At 63.6% G+C, this 18,931-nt stretch carries 20 protein-coding genes; 10 read left to right on the top strand and 10 right to left on the bottom strand.

Features of this window, described 5'->3' with window-relative positions:
• The first annotated feature begins 76 nt into the window (after positions 1–76).
• From ASF09_RS14450 to ASF09_RS14430, 5 genes are all read left to right on the top strand, one after another.
• The gene (locus ASF09_RS14450; RefSeq protein WP_060526865.1) at positions 77–565 is read left to right on the top strand and encodes a hypothetical protein; all 489 of its coding nucleotides are present in this window, start codon (positions 77–79) and stop codon (positions 563–565) included.
• Positions 566–569: 4 nt separating this feature from the next.
• Positions 570–923, top strand: a complete 354-nt coding sequence (locus ASF09_RS14445; protein ID WP_235529837.1) for a phage holin family protein — start codon at positions 570–572, stop codon at positions 921–923.
• The gene (locus ASF09_RS14440) at positions 920–1,192 is read left to right on the top strand and encodes a hypothetical protein (RefSeq protein WP_060526863.1); all 273 of its coding nucleotides are present in this window, start codon (positions 920–922) and stop codon (positions 1,190–1,192) included. The genes ASF09_RS14445 and ASF09_RS14440 overlap by 4 nt, the downstream gene beginning before the upstream one ends.
• Before the next feature lie 85 nt (positions 1,193–1,277).
• Positions 1,278–1,757 (top strand): hypothetical protein, encoded by a 480-nt coding sequence (locus ASF09_RS14435; protein ID WP_060526862.1) that lies wholly within the window; start codon positions 1,278–1,280, stop codon positions 1,755–1,757.
• Positions 1,758–1,838: 81 nt separating this feature from the next.
• Positions 1,839–2,066: a DUF4170 domain-containing protein gene (locus ASF09_RS14430; protein ID WP_056051043.1), complete on the top strand. Its 228-nt coding sequence runs from the start codon at positions 1,839–1,841 to the stop codon at positions 2,064–2,066.
• Between the two features lie 404 nt (positions 2,067–2,470).
• Here ASF09_RS14430 and ASF09_RS14425 read toward each other — a convergent pair whose 3' ends face one another.
• The 5 genes from ASF09_RS14425 to carA form a co-directional block, all read right to left on the bottom strand.
• Positions 2,471–3,121: a rhomboid family intramembrane serine protease gene (locus tag ASF09_RS14425; protein WP_060526861.1), complete on the bottom strand. Its 651-nt coding sequence runs from the start codon at positions 3,119–3,121 to the stop codon at positions 2,471–2,473.
• Positions 3,122–3,126: 5 nt separating this feature from the next.
• Positions 3,127–3,603 (bottom strand): transcription elongation factor GreA, encoded by a 477-nt coding sequence (gene greA / locus ASF09_RS14420; protein WP_056052861.1) that lies wholly within the window; start codon positions 3,601–3,603, stop codon positions 3,127–3,129.
• 75 nt (positions 3,604–3,678) lie between these two features.
• Complete coding sequence (gene carB, locus ASF09_RS14415; protein ID WP_060526860.1) at positions 3,679–7,011, bottom strand: carbamoyl-phosphate synthase large subunit; 3,333 nt, start codon at positions 7,009–7,011, stop codon at positions 3,679–3,681.
• Positions 7,012–7,584: a hypothetical protein gene (locus tag ASF09_RS20425; protein WP_156359386.1), complete on the bottom strand. Its 573-nt coding sequence runs from the start codon at positions 7,582–7,584 to the stop codon at positions 7,012–7,014.
• Positions 7,577–8,884: a glutamine-hydrolyzing carbamoyl-phosphate synthase small subunit gene (gene carA, locus ASF09_RS14405; RefSeq protein WP_060526858.1), complete on the bottom strand. Its 1,308-nt coding sequence runs from the start codon at positions 8,882–8,884 to the stop codon at positions 7,577–7,579. The genes ASF09_RS20425 and carA overlap by 8 nt, the downstream gene beginning before the upstream one ends.
• Before the next feature lie 140 nt (positions 8,885–9,024).
• Here carA and ASF09_RS14400 point away from each other — a divergent pair, with 140 nt between their 5' ends.
• From ASF09_RS14400 to rpoD, 4 genes are all read left to right on the top strand, one after another.
• The gene (locus ASF09_RS14400; protein WP_060526857.1) at positions 9,025–9,477 is read left to right on the top strand and encodes a GatB/YqeY domain-containing protein; all 453 of its coding nucleotides are present in this window, start codon (positions 9,025–9,027) and stop codon (positions 9,475–9,477) included.
• Between the two features lie 65 nt (positions 9,478–9,542).
• Positions 9,543–10,028, top strand: coding sequence for an endonuclease domain-containing protein (locus tag ASF09_RS14395; RefSeq protein ID WP_082444313.1), 486 nt, complete (start codon positions 9,543–9,545; stop codon positions 10,026–10,028).
• Complete coding sequence (dnaG, locus tag ASF09_RS14390) at positions 10,019–11,881, top strand: DNA primase (RefSeq protein WP_060526856.1); 1,863 nt, start codon at positions 10,019–10,021, stop codon at positions 11,879–11,881. Before ASF09_RS14395 ends, dnaG begins: the two co-directional genes overlap by 10 nt.
• Complete coding sequence (gene rpoD, locus ASF09_RS14385; RefSeq protein ID WP_060526855.1) at positions 11,881–13,908, top strand: RNA polymerase sigma factor RpoD; 2,028 nt, start codon at positions 11,881–11,883, stop codon at positions 13,906–13,908. Before dnaG ends, rpoD begins: the two co-directional genes overlap by 1 nt.
• A 773-nt stretch (positions 13,909–14,681) precedes the next feature.
• On the opposite strand, the gene ASF09_RS20420 is transcribed toward rpoD, so the two are convergent.
• The gene (locus ASF09_RS20420) at positions 14,682–15,386 is read right to left on the bottom strand and encodes a hypothetical protein (RefSeq protein ID WP_156359385.1); all 705 of its coding nucleotides are present in this window, start codon (positions 15,384–15,386) and stop codon (positions 14,682–14,684) included.
• 195 nt (positions 15,387–15,581) lie between these two features.
• Between ASF09_RS20420 and ASF09_RS14380 the strand changes: the two genes are divergently transcribed.
• Entirely contained in the window at positions 15,582–16,121 is a 540-nt protein-coding gene (locus ASF09_RS14380) for a pseudouridine synthase (protein WP_060526854.1), read from the top strand.
• A 971-nt stretch (positions 16,122–17,092) separates the two neighbouring features.
• Here ASF09_RS14380 and rplS read toward each other — a convergent pair.
• From rplS to ASF09_RS14360, 4 genes are read right to left on the bottom strand one after another with little or no spacing between them, the layout of a single operon-like run.
• Positions 17,093–17,485: a 50S ribosomal protein L19 gene (rplS, locus tag ASF09_RS14375; RefSeq protein WP_031395442.1), complete on the bottom strand. Its 393-nt coding sequence runs from the start codon at positions 17,483–17,485 to the stop codon at positions 17,093–17,095.
• A complete protein-coding gene (trmD, locus tag ASF09_RS14370; protein WP_060526853.1) occupies positions 17,482–18,213 on the bottom strand; it encodes a tRNA (guanosine(37)-N1)-methyltransferase TrmD in 732 nt (243 codons plus the stop codon). Before trmD ends, rplS begins: the two co-directional genes overlap by 4 nt.
• The gene (locus tag ASF09_RS14365) at positions 18,210–18,584 is read right to left on the bottom strand and encodes a type II toxin-antitoxin system VapC family toxin (RefSeq protein WP_060526852.1); all 375 of its coding nucleotides are present in this window, start codon (positions 18,582–18,584) and stop codon (positions 18,210–18,212) included. Before ASF09_RS14365 ends, trmD begins: the two co-directional genes overlap by 4 nt.
• Positions 18,581–18,865 carry an AbrB/MazE/SpoVT family DNA-binding domain-containing protein gene (locus ASF09_RS14360; RefSeq protein WP_060526851.1) on the bottom strand — a complete coding sequence of 95 codons (285 nt, stop codon included), beginning with the start codon at positions 18,863–18,865 and terminating at the stop codon, positions 18,581–18,583. Before ASF09_RS14360 ends, ASF09_RS14365 begins: the two co-directional genes overlap by 4 nt.
• Positions 18,866–18,931 lie beyond the last annotated feature (66 nt).

Below are 18,931 nucleotides of genomic sequence, written 5' to 3'. Positions count from 1 at the left end.
GTGCAATCGCGCGACGGTTCGGGAACCGTGCTCCAACGACGGTGTTGAGGGCGTAACAATTCTGAAAGGGACCGTCATGGCCGACTCCAGCGTAAACGACACCGTCAACGACCTGAAAACGACCGCGAACGAGGTCGGGACCGAGCTCAGCAAGACGATCGATAACGGCGATGTCTCGGCCAAGGCCGGCGACGCCAAGCAGGCGATCAAGGACGGCGCGAACAAGTACACCGCGCAGGCGACCGACAAGGTCCGCACTTTCGCCGAGGACGGCAAGGCACGCGCGAGTGGTGCGCTGGAACAGGTCGCGCAGTTGCTGACCGACGCCGCCGGCCAGGTCGATGAGAAGCTCGGTTCGCAATATGGCGGCTATGCCCGTAGCGCGGCCGACAGCGTCTCGGGCTTCGCCGACCAGGTGAAGGCGAAGGACATCGACGAGCTGTTCGACGACGCGCGCGAACTCGTGCGGAAATCGCCGGCCATCGCGGTGGGTGCAGCAGCCGCCATCGGCTTCGTCGTCGCGCGACTGGTGCAGTCGGGCGTCGATGCCAACGCGAAGGTCTGACGTCTTGGTCGATCCACTGACGTTCGCGACCGGCGAGGACGAGAGCCTCGTGTCGATCGTCGGTCGCCTGGCGACCGAGACGAAGAGCCTCGCGACTGCGGAAGTCGCTGTTTACAAGGCGAAGTTCGGCGAGACCGCCAGTGCGTACAAGTCGGCCGCGATGTTCTTCGCGGTCGCCGGCGTGCTGGCTTTGGCCGCGCTGATCGCACTGCTGGTCGGTGCGATCTTGACGGTGGCGACGCTGGTGGGGCCAGGATGGGCGACCGCCATCGTCGTGGTGGCCGTCCTCGCAGTGGCGGCGATCCTGGCGATGATCGGCAAGTCGAAGCTTCAGACGAAGAGCGAGCCCGTATCATGACATCCGCCAAAGTCGCCGCCGCAGAGATCGAATCGGCCCTCGCCCGCCAGCGCGTCATGATGACGCTCGGGCAGTTGCAGGACCGGCTCAATCCGCGGAAGCTCGCGCTGAACGCCAGCCGCGACGTCGCCGATGCCGGCACCGCCGCGCTCAGCGCCAGCGTGGATACCGTGAAGCGCAATCCGGGACCGACCGCAGGGTTCGCGGCGGTCGCCGGGCTGTTCCTCGCGCGTCACCGGATCGTCGGACTGTTCCGCCGCGGGCGTTGACCCCACTGAAACCTAGAAGTCCCGGCTCGCGTTCAACCCTCATTGCATCGAACGGCGAGCAGCTTGCCACCAGAAGGACATTTCCATGACCGACGCAAAGACCACCGCAAACGACGCCGCCCACGAGACCGAGAGCCGCCTGCGTGAAGGCCTCGACACCGTCCGCGAGACCGCATCGAAGGTCTATCACGACGCCGGCGACAAGGCCTCCGAGGTTCTCGAAGTCTCGCGCGAGAAGACCAAGCGCGTCGTCAACAATCTCGAGTCCAACCCGCTCGGCATCCTCGTCGGCGGTCTGGCCGTAGGCGCGCTCGCCGGTGCGCTGCTACCGCGTTCGGCGCGCGAGAAGGAACTGCTCGCCCCCGTCGGCAAGCGCCTCAGCGAGACTCTCGTCGCAGCGACTGCGGCTGCGAAGGACGCGGGCCGTTCGGAACTTGGCGAACTCGGCCTGACCAAGGACAATGCACGCGACCAGGCCAAGGGCTTGCTCGAGGGTATCGTCAAGGCCGTCACGACGGCAGGTACCGCAGGTGCGAAGGCGGTTTCGCAAAAGCCTGCCGTTTGAGAAGATAGGGCGTCTAAGGGTTCAAACCGCGGGTCGAACACGCTAGGGAGGCGGCAACCCCCTCCCTAGGAAAGCAAGCGCATGAGCAAGCTCCACCTCGTATTCGGCGGCCGCGTCAGCGACCCGCGCACCCTGGATTTCAACGATCTGAGCAAGATCGAGTTCGTCGGCGTATTCCCCGACTACGCCAGCGCCGAAAAGGCCTGGCGTGCTGCGGCGCAGCGTACGGTCGATGACGCCGAGATGAAGTTTGTGGTGGTGCACCTGCACCGGATGCTCGAACCGAACCTGGGCGCGACCGTAGCCTGAACTACTCTTGAGCCGTCATTCCCGCGGAGACGGGAACCCATATTGGCTAACGTCGCTACCTGATCGCAGCGATACAGTTCATGGATCCCCGCCTTCGCGGGGATGACGGCTTGGCGATACTTGGCCGACAATCAGGTTCTAGTAAGGTCACGGGCTCCGTCCTTCTCCCGATCGGGAGAAGGAAAGCCGCCAAAGGCGCCGCACCCCTTTCCGTTCGTGCTGAGTAGAGACCGAGTAGGCTCGCAGAGCCGTATCGAGGGCTCGTATCGAAGCACAGGCCCCGCACGCCAACCCATCCTTCGATACGCCGCTTCGACAAGCTCAACAGCTACTCAGGACGAATGGTGTGGGTGTGGGTGTGGGTTAGACGTGGGGCGGAGCGAACGCCTTGAGGCACAGGCCGCCTAAGCAGCCCGGTAATGCCAGAGCAACAAAGGCCGAGCCAGCACCAGCCCCGCCAAGAACCCACCGATATGCGCGCCAATGGCAATAGGCCCGCTAGCCCCAACCGAAGCCCCAAACCCGGCCAGCCCCATCAGCAGCTGGATCCCGATCCACGCCGCAGCCAGCCACACAACATGCACGACCCCAGCCGGTACAGGCCCGATCGCCTCCGCCCGCCGTTCGCCATACAGCAGCGCGTAAGCCCCAACGACGGCGGAAATGGCCCCGGAAGCGCCAATCATCGGCGCGGTAGACTCAGGCCCGAACGCCCAATGCCCCGCCGCCGCCGCATACGCGCCCAGCACGTACAGCACGACCAATCCGACCGTCCCCAGCGCCTTCTCGACGAACTGCCCGCAATACACCAGCATCACGAGGTTCAGCGCGATGTGCGCCCAGCCACCATGGATCAGCGTCGCGGTCAGCGGCGTCGCCCAGGACGGCACAACAAACATATGCTCGCTCGGAATACCGAGATCGGTCATCCGCAACGGAATGAACCCCGCGTTCACCGCCCAGTACCCAAGCGATCCGCTCAGCACCAGAAATCCCGAGACGATGACCGTCACGATCGTGATGATCGCCGTCGCCCGCGTCTCGAAGAATTGCATAAGGCTCAGATGAACTCGATCTTGGAGACGACGTAGTAACGCTCGCCAGCCGGCACCGTGACTTCGACTTCTTCATCGAGCTTCCGCCCGATCAACCCACGTCCCAGCGGCGAATTGTACGAGATCCGTCCGGTCTTCGCGTTAGCCTCGGTCTGGCCAACGATCTGATACTTCACCGGCTTGTCGTTCTCGTCGAGCAGCGTCACCGTCGCGCCGAACACGACCTTGTCGCCTGACAAATCCTTCGGATCGATGATCTGCGCGCGGCTCAGCTTGTCCTCGATGTCGGAGATCGATGCCTCGACCTGGCCCTGGCGCTCCTTCGCGGCGTGATATTCCGCGTTCTCGCTCAGGTCGCCGTGCGCGCGCGCCTCTTCGATCGCGTCGACGATCGTCGGACGTTCGGCTTTCAGGCGCTTCAGATCCGCGCTCAGCGTCTCATAGCCTTCCTGCAGCATCGGCATCTTTTCGACGGTCGCCATCATCTCGTCCCCAAATCCATTTCCCCGCGCGAGGCCCTGTACCAGCCCCGCCCACACATCATTCTCATGTCGGGATCAGTCGTGCGACTGCGAATAATAGGATTGCAGCGGCCGTACTTCAAGGCTGTGCGTCGAAAGCTTGGCGATCGCCTTCGCCGCCTCGAGCGAAGCGGGCGCGGTCGTGAAGTACGGAATGCGTTGTCCCAGCGCCGACGCGCGGATCGGCTGCGAGTCCTTCAGGCTCTGCCACCCTTCCGTCGTATTGAAGATCAGCGCGATATCGCCGTCCTTGATCCGGTCGACGATATGCGGCCGGCCCTGCGCCACCTTGTTGACCTTCTCGACCGGCAAACCGGCGAGGGCGAGGTGATCCGCCGTCCCACCGGTCGCGACGATCGAGAAGCCAGTATCGACCAGCGCCTTCACTGCCTCGACGATCATCGCCTTGTCGCCGTCCTTCACGCTGACGAAGACGTTGCCCTTGGTCGGCAGGATCGTCCCCGCGCCCAGCTGTGCCTTGGCGAATGCGATCGTGAAATCGGGATCGATTCCCATGACTTCGCCGGTCGACTTCATCTCCGGTGACAGCACCGGATCGACACCTGGGAACTTGTTGAAGGGGAACACCGCCTCCTTCACAGCATAATAGTCGATATGCCGGTCGATCTTCGGCAAATTGACCAGCTTCTCGCCCGCCATGACACGCGCGGCGATCTTGGCAATCGGCGCACCGATCGCCTTGGCGACGAACGGCACGGTCCGCGACGCGCGCGGGTTGACCTCGATGAGGTAGACCAGGCCATCCTTCACCGCGAACTGGATGTTCATCAGGCCGACCACCGACAAGGCATGCGCGAGCGCCACCGTCTGCCGCTCGATCTCGGCGATGATCTCCGCCGACAGCGAATATGGCGGGATCGAGCACGCGGAGTCGCCCGAATGGACGCCCGCTTCCTCGATATGCTGCAACACGCCCGCGACCACCACGTCGGTCCCGTCGCAGATCGCATCGACATCGACCTCGATCGCATCGCGCAGATACTGGTCGATCAGCACCGGCGAGTCGCCCGACACCTGTACCGCGGTCGCGATGTAATGCTCGAGCTGCCCGATCGTATCGACGATCTCCATCGCCCGGCCACCAAGCACATACGAAGGCCGCATCAGCACCGGATAGCCGATCCGCTCTGCCGCCGCGACCGCCTCGTCCCGGCTCCGCGCGAGGCCATTGGCCGGCTGCAACAACCCGAGCTTGGTGATCAGCGCCGCGAACCGCTCACGGTCCTCCGCCAGATCGATCGCATCCGGCGTCGTCCCGAGGATCGGAATGCCCGCAGCCTCGAGCGCCCGCGCCAAGTTCAGCGGAGTCTGCCCGCCGAACTGCACGATCACGCCCACCAAGGTACCGTTCTGCTGCTCGACATGCAGGATTTCCAGCACGTCCTCGGCGGTCAGCGGCTCGAAATACAGCCGGTCCGACGTGTCGTAATCGGTCGACACCGTCTCCGGGTTGCAGTTGACCATGATCGTCTCATAACCCGCATCCGCCAGCGCGAAGCACGCATGGCAGCAGCAATAATCGAACTCGATCCCCTGCCCGATCCGGTTCGGCCCGCCGCCGAGAATGACGATCTTCTTGCGGTCGGTCGGCTCGGACTCATTCTCGGGCTCGCCGAAGCTCGGCGCCTCGTAGGTCGAATACATGTACGGCGTCTTCGCATCGAATTCGGCCGCGCACGTATCGATCCGCTTGAACACCGGCCGCACGCCGAGCTTCAGGCGATGCTGGCGCACCTCCTCCTCGGTCACGCCGCCGGTCATCGCCTTGACGACCTCGTGGATCAGCCCCGAGCCACGTGCGATCCCGCGGTTCATGCCGCGCAGATTGGCGGATTGCAGCGCCAGCCATGCGAGCCGCTTGTCGCTGAACCCCATGCTCTTCAGGCGCCGCATGCCGGGCGCGTCGATCGGCAGGCCGTCCTTCATCACCTCGGCCTCGGCCGCGATGATCTCGGCAATCCGCTCCAGGAACCACGGATCGTACTTGGCGATCGCATGCACCTCGGCGACCGTGAAGCCCTCGCGCAAAGCCTGCGCCGCCACCAGCAACCGGTCCGGAGTCGCGACGGCCAGCGCCGCCTCGATTTCCGCGCGCGGTGCACCGACCAGATGATCGACCTGGTTGAACCCCGACAGGCCCGTCTCGAGCCCACGCAACGCCTTCTGCATCGACTCGTGGATGTTGCGACCGATCGCCATCACCTCGCCGACCGACTTCATCGCGGTGCCGAGCGTGTTCGACGCGCCCTTGAACTTCTCGAATGCGAACCGCGGGATCTTCGTCACGACGTAATCGATCGTCGGCTCGAACGCCGCCGGGGTGGCGCCGGTAATGTCGTTCTCGATCTCGTCGAGCGTATAGCCGACCGCCAGCTTCGCCGCGACCTTCGCGATCGGGAAGCCGGTCGCCTTCGACGCCAGCGCCGAGGAGCGCGAGACGCGCGGGTTCATCTCGATGACGACCAGCCGGCCATCCTTCGGATTGACTGCGAACTGGACGTTCGAACCGCCTGTTTCGACACCGATTTCGCGCAACACCGCGATCGATGCGTTGCGCATGATCTGGTATTCCTTGTCGGTCAGCGTCAGCGCCGGCGCGACCGTGATCGAGTCGCCGGTGTGGACGCCCATCGGATCGACATTCTCGATCGAGCAGATGATGATCGCGTTGTCGTTGCGATCGCGCACCACCTCCATCTCGTATTCTTTCCAGCCGAGCAGCGATTCCTCGATCAGCACCTCGGTGGTCGGCGACAAATCGAGCCCGTTGCGGACGATCGCGATGAATTCCTCGCGGTTATACGCGATCCCGCCGCCCGAGCCGCCCATCGTGAAGCTCGGCCGGATGATCGACGGAAGCCCCGTCTTCTCAAGACCTTCGAGCGCTTCCTCGACAGTATGGGCGATCGCCGAGCGCGCGCTTTCCAGCCCGATCCGGTCCATCGCATCGCGGAACTTCAGCCGGTCCTCCGCCATGTCGATCGCATCGGCATCCGCCCCGATCATCGTCACGCCGAACTTTTCCAGCGTCCCGTCATGGAACAGCGCGAGCGCGGTATTCAGCGCGGTCTGCCCGCCCATCGTCGGCAGGATCGCGTCTGGGCGTTCCTTCTCGATGATCTTGGCGACGATCGCCGGCGTGATCGGCTCGACATAGGTCGCGTCGGCCAGCTCGGGATCGGTCATGATCGTGGCGGGGTTCGAATTGACGAGGACGATACGATAGCCCTCCTCCTTCAACGCCTTGATCGCCTGCGTGCCCGAATAATCGAACTCGCACGCCTGGCCGATGACGATAGGTCCTGCGCCGATGACGAGGATCGAGGAGATGTCGGTGCGTTTTGGCATCTAACTAATCATCTTTGCAATTTCGAGAGCAAGCGTAAGAACCGTCGATATACTTGCGATTAATATCATCAGCTCTTTGATTGATTCCCAAGGAGGGCTTGGCGCTTCGGCCATCGTTATCGATGCAGCAATCAAGGCACCTGCCTGAGATTTTTCTGAGTTCGTAAGATCGGAATCCTCGACCACAGCCTGCAAGTTCTTTATTCTTTTGATAATTTCGACGCGCTTGGAGTCGGTGATGCTCGTTCTATCAAGCGACCCGGTCCATGACTCGGAGTTGATCGAGCTTGGCGTCGCCGCAATTTCCGCATCCATACTCTGGATGCCCTGCGCGGTTATCTGAAACCTGTCGCGCACTCCTCTCTTTGGTGCACCAACTAGTCCCTGAGAGAGAAGGTCATCGAGATGAATTTGAAGCACGGCAGGAGAAAGCTTTACCTTGCTGACATCGCTAAGAAGCTCGCTTATTCTCGGGCGCGTTAAACTGGGATCAGTCCGATGACCTTTTGTTGCGCGATCAAATAGCACATGCAAAACGTCACGCTGAGTTTGATGCGGCGATCTGCTACTCACTGCGCAAGCCGCCTACAAATCGCGCAAACAGATACAGGCTGTCCTGCGGCCCCGGGCTAGCTTCCGGGTGATACTGCACGCTGAACGCGTTCCGATCGGTCAGTTCCAGCCCTGCGTTCGACCCATCGAACAGCGACACATGCGTCTCGCGGACGTTCGCGGGGAGGCTATCGCGCTCGACTGCGAAGCCGTGGTTCATGCTGGTGATCTCGACCGCGCCGTCGGACAGGCGCTTGACCGGGTGGTTGGCGCCGCGGTGGCCCTGGAACATCTTGGTCGTAGTCGCGCCGACCGCGAGGCCGAGCAACTGGTGACCGAGGCAGATGCCGAACAGCGGCTTGCCCGTCTCCAGCAGCTGGCGGATCACCGGCACCGCGTATTCGGCGGTCGCGGCGGGATCGCCGGGGCCGTTCGACAGGAAGATGCCATCGGGCGCGAGCGCCATCACGTCGTCGAAACTGGCGGTGGCGGAGACGACGGAGACTTTCGCGCCTGCCTCCACGAGGTTGCGGAAGATGTTGCGCTTCGAGCCATAATCGATCGCGACGACGTGGGGCCGGCCCTTCTGCTCCCCTTCCGCGGAGCGGGAGGGGTCGGGGGAGGGCATTACCTCAGGCGGGGTCGGCACTGATTGGTCAGCCCCTCCCCCGACCCCTCCCGCAAGCGGGAGGGGAGCAGAAGCGCCCTCTCCCGCTTGCGAGCTGTCGCCGTAGCCGAAGCCCAGCTTCCAGACACCGCCGGGCGCATCCTCACCCCAGCCATAATGCATCTCGGTCGAGACATCCTTGGCGAGGTCCATCCCCTCAAGCCCCGGCCACGCCCGCGCCATCGCCAGCAACGCCGCCACGTCGAACTCGCCGCTCGCCGAATGCGCGATCACGCCATTAGGCGCGCCCGCCACCCGGATCCGCCGCGTCAGCGCGCGCGTGTCGACGCCCGACAGCCCGATCCGCGCATGCCGCTTCATCCAGCCATCCAGCCCCTCGACCGCACGGAAGCTCGACGGCTGCGTCACGTCCTCGCGAACGATGATGCCGAGCGCGTGCGGGTCGTCCGCCTCGACGTCGTCGGGGTTCGCGCCGACATTGCCGATGTGCGGGAAGGTGAAGCAGATCATCTGCCCGGCGAACGACGGGTCGGTCAGCACCTCCTGATAGCCGGTCATCGCGGTGTGGAAGCACACTTCGCCGACCGCACTGCCCTCTGCGCCGAACCCGCGACCCCAGATCACGTCGCCATTGGCGAGGACGAGGACGCCTGTTGCACCGGCAGGCATGGCTATAGGCTGGGCGTCGGCCATCAGGCTGGGCACTCTCTTTACGTTGACGATGTCGCTAAGTGGTGTCCGCTAAGGCCGGCGTGCCGCAGCGTCAATCTGTTAAACGGGCGGCGGACGCGCTATCCCGTCGGGCTATCCCGAACCGCCTGAAAGACCAGTACATGATTCGCGACGACATCAAGGCTGCGCAGCTGACCGCCATGAAGGCCGGCGACAAGCAGAGCCGCAACGCTATCTCGTTGATCCAGGCCGCGATCAAGAACCGCGACATCGAGGCGCGCACGGGGAAGGCGCCCGAGAGCGACGACGCGCTGGTGGTCGAGGTGCTCCAGAAGATGGTCAAGCAGCGCCGCGAGTCGATCGAGATGTTCTCGAAGGGCGGCCGCCAGGAGCTCGCCGATGCGGAGACGGCGGAGGTCGCGGTGATCGAACGCTTCCTGCCGCAGCAGATGAGCGAGGCGGAAACCGCGGCGGCGATCGAGGCGATCAAGGCGGAGCTCGGCGCGACCGGCATGAAGGACATGGGCCGCGTAATGGCCGAACTGAAGGCCCGCCACGCCAGCGAGCTGGACATGAGCAAGGCGAGCGGCCTGGTAAAGGCGGCGCTGTCGTAAGTTCTGCTCCCCTCCCGCCTGCGGGAGGGGTCGGGGGAGGGCTTGGCCACAAAGGAGACGGAGCATTGGAACAACGCACCCGCATCCGAGACCTCCGCGCCCACCCCACGCGTGCAGAGATCGCGCTATGGCAACACCTCGCCGCACGTCGGACTTCGGGCGTGAGGTTCAATCGTCAGGTCCCGATCGGTCCGTTCATCTGTGATTTCGTTTCCCGCGCTACGAAGCTCGTGATCGAGGTCGATGGCGGACAGCATGACTGGCAATCCGACGATGACGCCCGGCGGACGCACTTCATCGAACAGCAAGGCTACCGCGTGATCCGATTCTGGAACAACGACGTGTTGGAGCGGATGGAGGGCGTGGTGGCCGAGATCGGGCGCGTGCTTGCGGAACGCCCCTCCCCTAACCCCTCCCGCAAGCGGAAGGGGGACACTGCCGCGCTCGCTGCAAACGCCACCCCTCTTCTGCTCCCCTCCCGCCTGCGGGAGGGGTCGGGGGAGGGCATGGCCGCACAAACCACCCCCACCGAAGCCACTCCATGGCGCTAACCCCACAATTCCTCGACGAACTCCGCGCCCGCACCTCGCTCTCCGCGCTCGTCGGCAAGACCACCAAGCTCACCAAGGCCGGGCGCGAGTACAAGGGCTGCTGCCCGTTCCACAACGAGAAGACGCCCTCCTTCTACGTCAACGACGACAAAGGCTTCTACCACTGCTTCGGCTGCTCCGCGCACGGCGACGCGATCAAGTGGATGACCGACCAGCGCGGCCTCCCCTTCATGGACGCGGTGAAGGAGCTCGCCCAGGCCGCCGGAATGGACATGCCCGCGATGGACCGCCAGTCCGCCGCCAAAGCCGAGCGCGCCAAGGGCCTGCACGAGGTCATGTCCGACGCCGCCGACTGGTTCACCGAACAGCTCAACGGCCTCCCCGGCACCGACGCGCGCGCGCTCCTCGACCGCCGCGGGATCAGGCCCGAGACGGCGCGTGCGTTCGGCATGGGGTTCGCCCCCGACAGCCGCGGCAAGCTCAAGACCGCGCTGAAGGACTACGGCGACCCGATGCTGGTCGAGTCCGGCATGCTGATCAATGTCGAAGGCAAGGACCCCTACGACCGGTTCCGCGGCCGCCTGATGATCCCGATCCGCGACCCCCGCGGCCGGACGATCGCGTTCGGCGGACGCGTGCTCGACGGTGGCGAGCCGAAGTATCTCAACTCCCCCGACACCCCGCTCTTCGACAAGGGCCGCACGCTCTACAATCTCGACAAGGCCGCCCCCGCCTCGCGCAAATCGGGCCGCGTGCTCGTGGTCGAGGGCTATATGGACGTCATCGCGCTCGCCCAGGCCGGCTTCGGCGAAGCGGTCGCCCCGCTCGGCACGGCATTGACCGAAGCGCAGCTCGAACGGCTGTGGCGCATGGTCGACGTCCCCCTGCTCTGCTTCGACGGCGACGGTGCCGGCCAGAAGGCGTCGCTCCGGGCCGCCCACCGCGCGCTCCCGCTACTCGCGCCCGGCCGCAGCCTCGCCTTCGTCACGCTCCCGCAAGGCCAGGACCCCGACGATCTCGTTCGTGCCGGCGGCCCCGGCGCGTTCGAGGCGTTGCTGAAGACCCCCGAACAGCTCGTCGACCGGCTCTGGGCGTCCGAAGTCGCCGCCGAGGCGCTCGACACCCCCGAACAACGCGCCGGCCTCAAGCGCCGCCTCCACGAACTCGCGGAGGGCATCGCCGACCCGTCGGTGAAGCAGCAATATCACGCCGAGTTCAAGAACCGCTTCTACGAGCATTTCAAACCGGTGCGCGCCCCCTTCGTGCCCCGCGGCGAACGCCCCAAAGGCGGTTGGAAGCCTCCCGCAGCACCGGTGACCGAAGACGCAAAGGCGTTCCTCGCCACCGGCATCGACCGCGTTTTGGCCAAGGCAGTGCTCGCCGGCCTGATCCGCCACCCGGTCGAGATCGCGCGCCACATGGAGGTGCTCGGCTCGCTCCAAATGATCGACGGCGCGCTCGGCCGATTGTTCGAAGCGGTCGTAGATGTTGCACTTGAGGACCAGAAGCTTGATAGCGGGCGCTTGCTCACCATATTGGCGAGGTCCGGTTTCAATTCAGTCGCGAGTGACCTGTTGAGAGCCGATACGATGCCCTATTCGTTCACGCAGACCACGGCCGATCCAGCCCGCGTCCGTGCCGACCTCGACGAAGCGATCGCGATCATGGTCGCCCGCCCTGAGGTAGACGCGGCACTCAAGCAGGCGACCGCGGCGATGCAGACGCACTTCACCGAAGATGCGTTCGAACGACAAGTGGCTATGGTAAGAGAGAAACAGGCGTTGGAAGTCCGACTTGCAAATCTTGTACAGTCGAACGAAGACGCCCGAGCGTTGGGTACCGAGGGCGATTGATGGCTAAGGCGAACATGGCGGAACCCGCCGAGACGAACGAAACCGGCGATGCGCCGCTGATCGACATGAACGATGCGTCGATCAAGAAGGTCATCGCGCGCGCCAAGAAGCGCGGCTACATCACCTATGAGCAGCTCAACGAAGCGCTGCCGCAGGGTGAGATGTCGTCCGACCAGATCGAGGACATCAGCGCCGCGCTGAGCGAGATGGGCATCAACATCGTCGAGAACGACGAAGCTGGCGAGGACGGCGAGACCGAGCCCGCCAAGGACGACGAGGACGAGCCGGAGGCCGCCGACGCGGATGCCGACACAGGCCCCGCGATCGAGAAGAAGAAAGAGACCATCGATCGCACCGACGATCCGGTCCGCATGTACCTGCGCGAGATGGGCGCGGTCGAGCTGCTCAGCCGCGAGGGCGAGATCGCGATCGCCAAGCGGATCGAGGCGGGTCGCGACACAATGATCCTCGGCCTGTGCGAATCGCCGATCACCTTCAACGCGATCATCGACTGGTCGACCGCGCTGAACGAGGGCACGATGCAGTTGCGCGAGATCATGGATCTCGATGCGATGCTGTCGAAGGACCCCGCCCCCGAAGCGATGGCCGAGGACGGCGAAGCCGACGACGGCGAGATCAGCGAGAAGAACGCCGGCCCCTCGTTCAAGGAAGAGGCCGAGCCCGAAGAGCCGTCCGCCGACGAGGACGAGGACGGCGAGCGCCGTGCCCCGCGCGCATCGGACGACGAGGAGGAGGACAACACCCTCAGCCTCGCGCAGATGGAAGAGCAGCTCAAGCCGATCGCGCTCGAGCGGTTCGCCAGCATCACCGCGCTCTACAAGAAGTTCAGCAAGATCCAGCAAGCCCGCGTCGACGCGATGGGCATCGGCGGCGATTTCTCCGCGGCCGACGAGCGGAAATACCAGAAGCTGCGCGAGGAACTCACGGCGGAAGTCGAGAGCGTCCAGTTCCACAACGCCAAGATCGAATATCTGGTCGATCAGCTCTATGCCTATAACCGTCGCCTGACCGCGCTGGGCGGCCAGATGCTGCGCCTCGCCGAGCGCCACAAGGTGCCGCGCAAGGACTTCCTCGATCGCTACATCGGTCACGAGATCGACGAGAACTGGCTGACGACGGTCAACAAGGTCGACAAGAAGTGGACCGCGTTCGTCCTCAACGAGGGTGAGGCGGTCGAGCGCATCCGCGCCGAGATCGCCGACATCACGCAGCAGACCGGCATGGCGCTCACCGAGTTCCGCCGGATCGTCAACATGGTCCAGAAGGGCGAGCGCGAGGCGCGGATCGCCAAGAAGGAGATGGTCGAGGCGAACCTGCGGCTGGTGATCTCGATCGCCAAGAAATACACGAACCGCGGCCTGCAGTTCCTGGATCTCATCCAGGAGGGCAATATCGGCCTGATGAAGGCGGTCGACAAGTTCGAGTATCGCCGCGGTTACAAGTTCAGCACCTACGCGACGTGGTGGATCCGCCAGGCGATCACCCGCTCGATTGCCGACCAGGCGCGGACCATCCGCATCCCGGTCCACATGATCGAGACGATCAACAAGCTGGTCCGCACCAGCCGCCAGTTCCTCCACGAGCAGGGCCGCGAACCGACCCCGGAGGAGATGGCCGAGCGCCTTTCCATGCCGCTGGAGAAGGTGCGCAAGGTGATGAAGATCGCCAAGGAGCCGATCAGCCTCGAAACGCCGATCGGCGACGAGGAGGATTCGCATCTCGGCGACTTCATCGAGGACAAGAACGCGATCATCCCGGTGGACGCCGCGATCCAGGCGAACCTGAAGGAGACGGTCACGCGGGTGCTGGCATCGCTCACCCCGCGCGAAGAACGCGTGCTGCGCATGCGCTTCGGCATCGGCATGAACACCGATCACACGCTCGAGGAAGTCGGTCAGCAGTTCTCGGTCACCCGCGAGCGCATCCGCCAGATCGAGGCGAAGGCGCTGCGGAAGCTGAAGCATCCGTCGCGGTCGCGGAAGATGCGGAGCTTCCTCGACCAGTAAGGGTTGGGGTTTTCGCAAATTAGGGGCCGCAGCTTTCGGCAAGCTGCGGCCCCTTTTTTATCAGCCTGAGATTCTGGACCTGACTAACTCAGCCGTGCGCGTATCGTCGTAGCACCGTTCCTGTGATGACGATCGCACTTCCCCAAAAAACAACAAATAACAAATTTCCTCGCCAGCCAGAGTAGGCAGGGGGCGGCATAGGCGGCGATCGCCATTCTACGCGCTTGATTCCAGCAAGTCGGATTACGATCCAAGCAACGGCACGAACAAGCAAATCGTCGATCGGGCCAGCGGCTTCGGAACCCAACAATATACGCAGCGGCGCCCGCTCATACCCACTAACACCACGCGCTAGGCACCTTCTAATCAGACCCAAGTCCATGTCGCGGCCCAGCTCGAAAATGACCTGCTCCCACGTAGGCCAGATCCCCCTGCTCAGAGCGCCGTCGGAGGTTTTGCGCTGCATTCCAACCCAGCTTGATCATGTCGTGCAGCTATTTGGCGAACAAGACTGAGAAAGTCTCGATCACGCGTACAGCTACCAGTGAAGTCGACGAACATGGTTGGTTTATCACTCGCAACGAGCCCAGCGGTCCGAACTTTAACCTTTTCGGTAGCTGGGAGTTCGTGGTTCATCGCATCTATGATCGCCCAACCACTGTCCTGTGTTTTTGGATTAAATACAATATAGCCATGCTCGACGTCATCTGGCGATCGACCCCGGTCCGGACTACATGCCGTAACAAGTAGTGCGATCAAAAATACTCGCGTCCTCACCAGCCACGTCCCCGAATAAAAGAACCTACATGATCCGCCAAGGTTGGCGCGCGTCCTATCAGATCATGGCTATCAAACGGACGGCGGAAGAGAGTGAAGGGATCCTCCGTCGGGACATATACTCGTAGAATTCCGGCATCGTTGGTCAGCGGCCCAATCGCATTGGGGGCGAAAGTTGTGATGGACCTCCCCGAAGCACCTCCTATGGCGGCGCTTCCTGCAGCGGAGGCGGATGCCTTGAGACCGTCAGATGCCTTGGCTTTGCCGAGCATGCTTCGTCCGCTCGCTTGCCCGCTATACCAAGTCTGCTTGAACCAAATACGCCACGCAACCGGTTGCGTGGGAACCGAGCTACGGAACACTTGAGGACGTACTTCACCATAGGTAAGTTCGATACGACGGTTGCGCGCCATCGCTACAGCATTGCCAACACTGACCGGTAGCCCCATCAAGTTCGACTTAACGCGACTTTCCATAAACTCGCGATCTAAGCCAGCCTGCGAGGCTGCTATCGGCTCAGGAACACGCCCGCGAAAACGACGTGAGTTCACCTGAAAATCGAACTCGCTCTTACCGATTCTCATGTCATATTTCTCGACCGCGATTACAGCACCCGCGGAAAAATACAGACTGCCACCCTCGTTCACCGTAGCGACGAGACGAAAGGTCTTACGATCGATGCGGATCACTTTCTCGGCCATCGCTCAACCTCCAAGTCAAACCACCAGTCGTTGATGATAAATGTAATTAATCGTTTGATACAGCCAAAAATGGTAGCTTTTGGGCGCCACCTTACTTGGCGTGCTTCCATGCGTGGCGGCATCAACGAGTCTTTTATGTCGCCGGTTTGGCGTTACCCCTCGACCCTCTTAATGGCCTTCCCCTAAGACAGCGCCATGCCCCGGGTAATCCTGTTCAACAAACCGTACGACGTGCTCAGCCAGTTCACCGACGTGAACAGTCCGACCCCGCGCGCGACGCTGTCGCAGTTCGTCGAGGTGCCGGGCGTCTATCCGGCGGGGCGGCTCGACCGCGATAGCGAAGGACTGTTGCTGCTGACCGACGACGGTCGCCTCCAAGCGCGGATCGCGGACCCGCAGTTCAAGCTGGCCAAGACCTATCTCGTGCAGGTCGAGGGCGACGCCGGCGAGGACGCGCTCGATCGGTTGCGGGGCGGCGTCGTGCTGAAGGACGGCCCTGCCCGCGCCGACGTCGAGCGGATCGCCGCGCCCGACCTCTGGCCGCGCGTGCCGCCGATCCGGGTCCGCGCGAGTATCCCCGATTGCTGGCTGACGATAACCATCCGCGAAGGCCGCAACCGCCAAGTCCGCCGCATGACCGCCGCGATCGACCACCCCACGCTGCGGCTGGTCCGGTGGAGCATCGGCGACTGGACCGTGGCAGGTCTGGAACCCGGCGCGTGGCGCGACGCCTGACGGGCGCTTGAGGCGGGCTGACGGGTGCATGCTGGCCACCGGAGGCGCGTACACACCACAGGCACGCCCTTCAGACGGCACCGTTCGCGACGACAAGCCGAACACCTCCCCACCCACGGCGTCATCCTGACGAAAGTCAGGACCCAGGGCCAAGCAGCGCGGCGTTCGTGATCCTGCGTCCTGACTTTCGTCAGGATGACGGAGAAGGGCATGTTCACGCGAAGGCGCTAAGGCGCGAAGAGAAGCAGCTTATTTAGCGCAATTGCCCGGTCTTCTCTTCGCGCCTTAGCGCCTTCGCGTGAATCCAGTCCTTTAGCTGCGCTCCGTGGCACAATGTGATCATAAGTCCCGAGGATAGGGTTCCCCGCCCGCGAGGGGATGTCAGTGCGTTGCGTAACGCGCCGAAATCGCATGGTGGCACGACGAAAACTCCCTCCCCTTCAGGGGAGGGTCGGGGTGGGGCATGTCCACGCGAGCGCGCTCCGCATGGCAAGGTCCGTACAGCCCAAGCAGGCGGCGATCCCAATCCGCCAGCAAGAGTTGTTTCCCCGCGAAGGCGGGGACCCAGACTGGGCTCCCGCCTTCGCGGGAGAACAAGGAAGCGCAAGTCGCGCCTGCGGAGAAATGCGCGCCCCTGTCCGACCAAATAACCGCCCCCATGCTCCGAAGGACAGAGGCGTGCAGGCACCACCACGGCCGCCGCTGGCCGACGCGCTAATCCGCTGTCCTACACGCGCCTCGGAGCGCACCCTCAGCGGATGCCCAACCCCGCCCATCCCGCATGCATCACCTCGGCCCAGAACGCCCCTATCAAACCCCATATCGGGCGATGTGCAGAACGCTGTGAGACTGTGAACTTCGTGCACTTCCGCACTGCAGCATCGCCGCAAGACACTGATTTCAGGCGCTCAACGAAAAAGGGCGCGGGGACCATCGCCCCCGCGCCCTTCTCCAACTCGAACAGTCTCCGATTACTCGGCGGCTGCGGTACCCTTGGCAGGGCGCATGTCGCGACGCTCGGCGATACGCGCTGCCTTGCCGGTGCGGCCGCGCAGGTAATACAGCTTGGCGCGACGCACGGCGCCCTTGCGGACGACTTCGATCGAATCGACGTTCGGCGAGTAGAGCGGGAAGACGCGCTCGACGCCCTCGCCGAAGCTCATCTTACGCACGGTGAAGTTCGATCCCATGCCCTTATTCGAGCGCGCGATGCACACGCCCTCGTAGTTCTGAATACGCGTGCGCTCGCCTTCGACGACCTTCACGCCGACCTTCAGCGTATCGCCGGGGCGGAAATCGGGGATCGTCTTGTTGGCCAGGAACTTCGCGATGTTCTCGGCTTCGATCGTCTGCAACAGGTTCATGTCTCGTCCTCGTGTCGCTGCGCGCCAGAGGGCGACTGGACCCGAACGCCCTCATGGCGCTCCCAAAGGTCCGGTCGCCGTGACCGTGTATCGATCTCTGCGCGGCGTTTGCGCCATGCAGCGATCTTCGCATGATCCCCCGATCGCAGCACCTGCGGGATCGTGCGCCCTTCCCATATCTGAGGTCGGGTATAATGCGGATATTCGAGCAGCCCCGTTTCGAAGCTCTCGTCATCCCCACTAGAAGCCGCGCCCATTACGCCGGGCAGCAGCCGAATGCAAGCATCGAGCAGCACCAGCGCGCCCATCTCGCCACCCGACAGGATGTAGTCGCCGATCGAGACCTCCTCGATCTCCCGCGCCTCGAATAGGCGTTCGTCGAACCCCTCGAACCGGCCACACAGAATGGTGACGCCGGGACCCTGCGCCAGCTCCCGAACCCGCTCCTGGGCAAGCGGCTTGCCCCGAGGCGTCATCGCCAGCACCGGCCGCCCATCCGCCACGCTGTCAATCGCCGAGGCCACCACGTCGGCCCTGAGCACCATCCCGGCCCCGCCCCCCGCCGGCGTATCATCCACCGACTTGTGCTTGTCCGTCGCAAAATCCCGGATCTGCACCGGCGAGCAGGACCACCGCCCCTCGCCCAATGCGCGGCCCGCAAGCGACGTCCCCAGCGGCCCCGGAAACATCTCCGGATACAGCGTCAATATCGTGGCAGCGAAAGTCACAGCGTCCAATTCTCTATGCGAAGGCCGGGCACGTCGGCGAAGTCGCGCTCGTTGTTGGTGATCAGGGTCACTCCAAGCGACAGTGCGTGCGCAGCGATCAGCCGATCGAAGCTCCCGCGTTTGAAGGGCAGTTGTGCATGTAGCCGGGCCGACAGTTCGTCGAACGGAAGTACCGGCACCCATCGGCTAAACGCATCGACCGTCTGCAACGGCGGCAGCTTGCCTTGCCAACTACCGACCGCCAGTTCGGCAAAGACGATCGCCGACATGCCCAGTTCGCCCTCGTCGCATCGCTCGACACGCTGTCGAAGCACAGGGACATTACCACCAAGCAACAGGATACAGATATTGGTGTCGAGCAGATACTTCACGGCTCGTCGGTCCGCCCCGGCCAGGACGGATCGTCCCAAGGACGCGGCGAGGGTTCGAAGATCCGGTCTTCGCGGTCGATGAGCTTCAACCCGGGGATCGACCCATAGATGCCGGTAAGATCGATCTTCTTGGGCACCGGAGAATAGGGCTCGACGATGAACTTGCCGCTGTCCTCGCGCACGGTCATCTCCGCGCCCTCCGCAATCCCGAGGGCCTTGGGCAAGCGCAGGGCGACCGAGTTGCCCGACTTGAAGACCTTCGCGCGATATTCCTTGGCCATTGCCGCCTCCGTATGCACACGCGGTATATACCAGAGCGGCGCAAGGAACAATTACGCCTGCGAAAC

Origin of the sequence: Sphingomonas sp. Leaf242, assembly GCF_001422045.1 — a bacterium.
GTDB lineage: Bacteria > Pseudomonadota > Alphaproteobacteria > Sphingomonadales > Sphingomonadaceae > Sphingomonas.
Note: the sequence above shows the minus strand (reverse complement) of the source record. Positions and strands in the feature narration are given on the sequence as shown.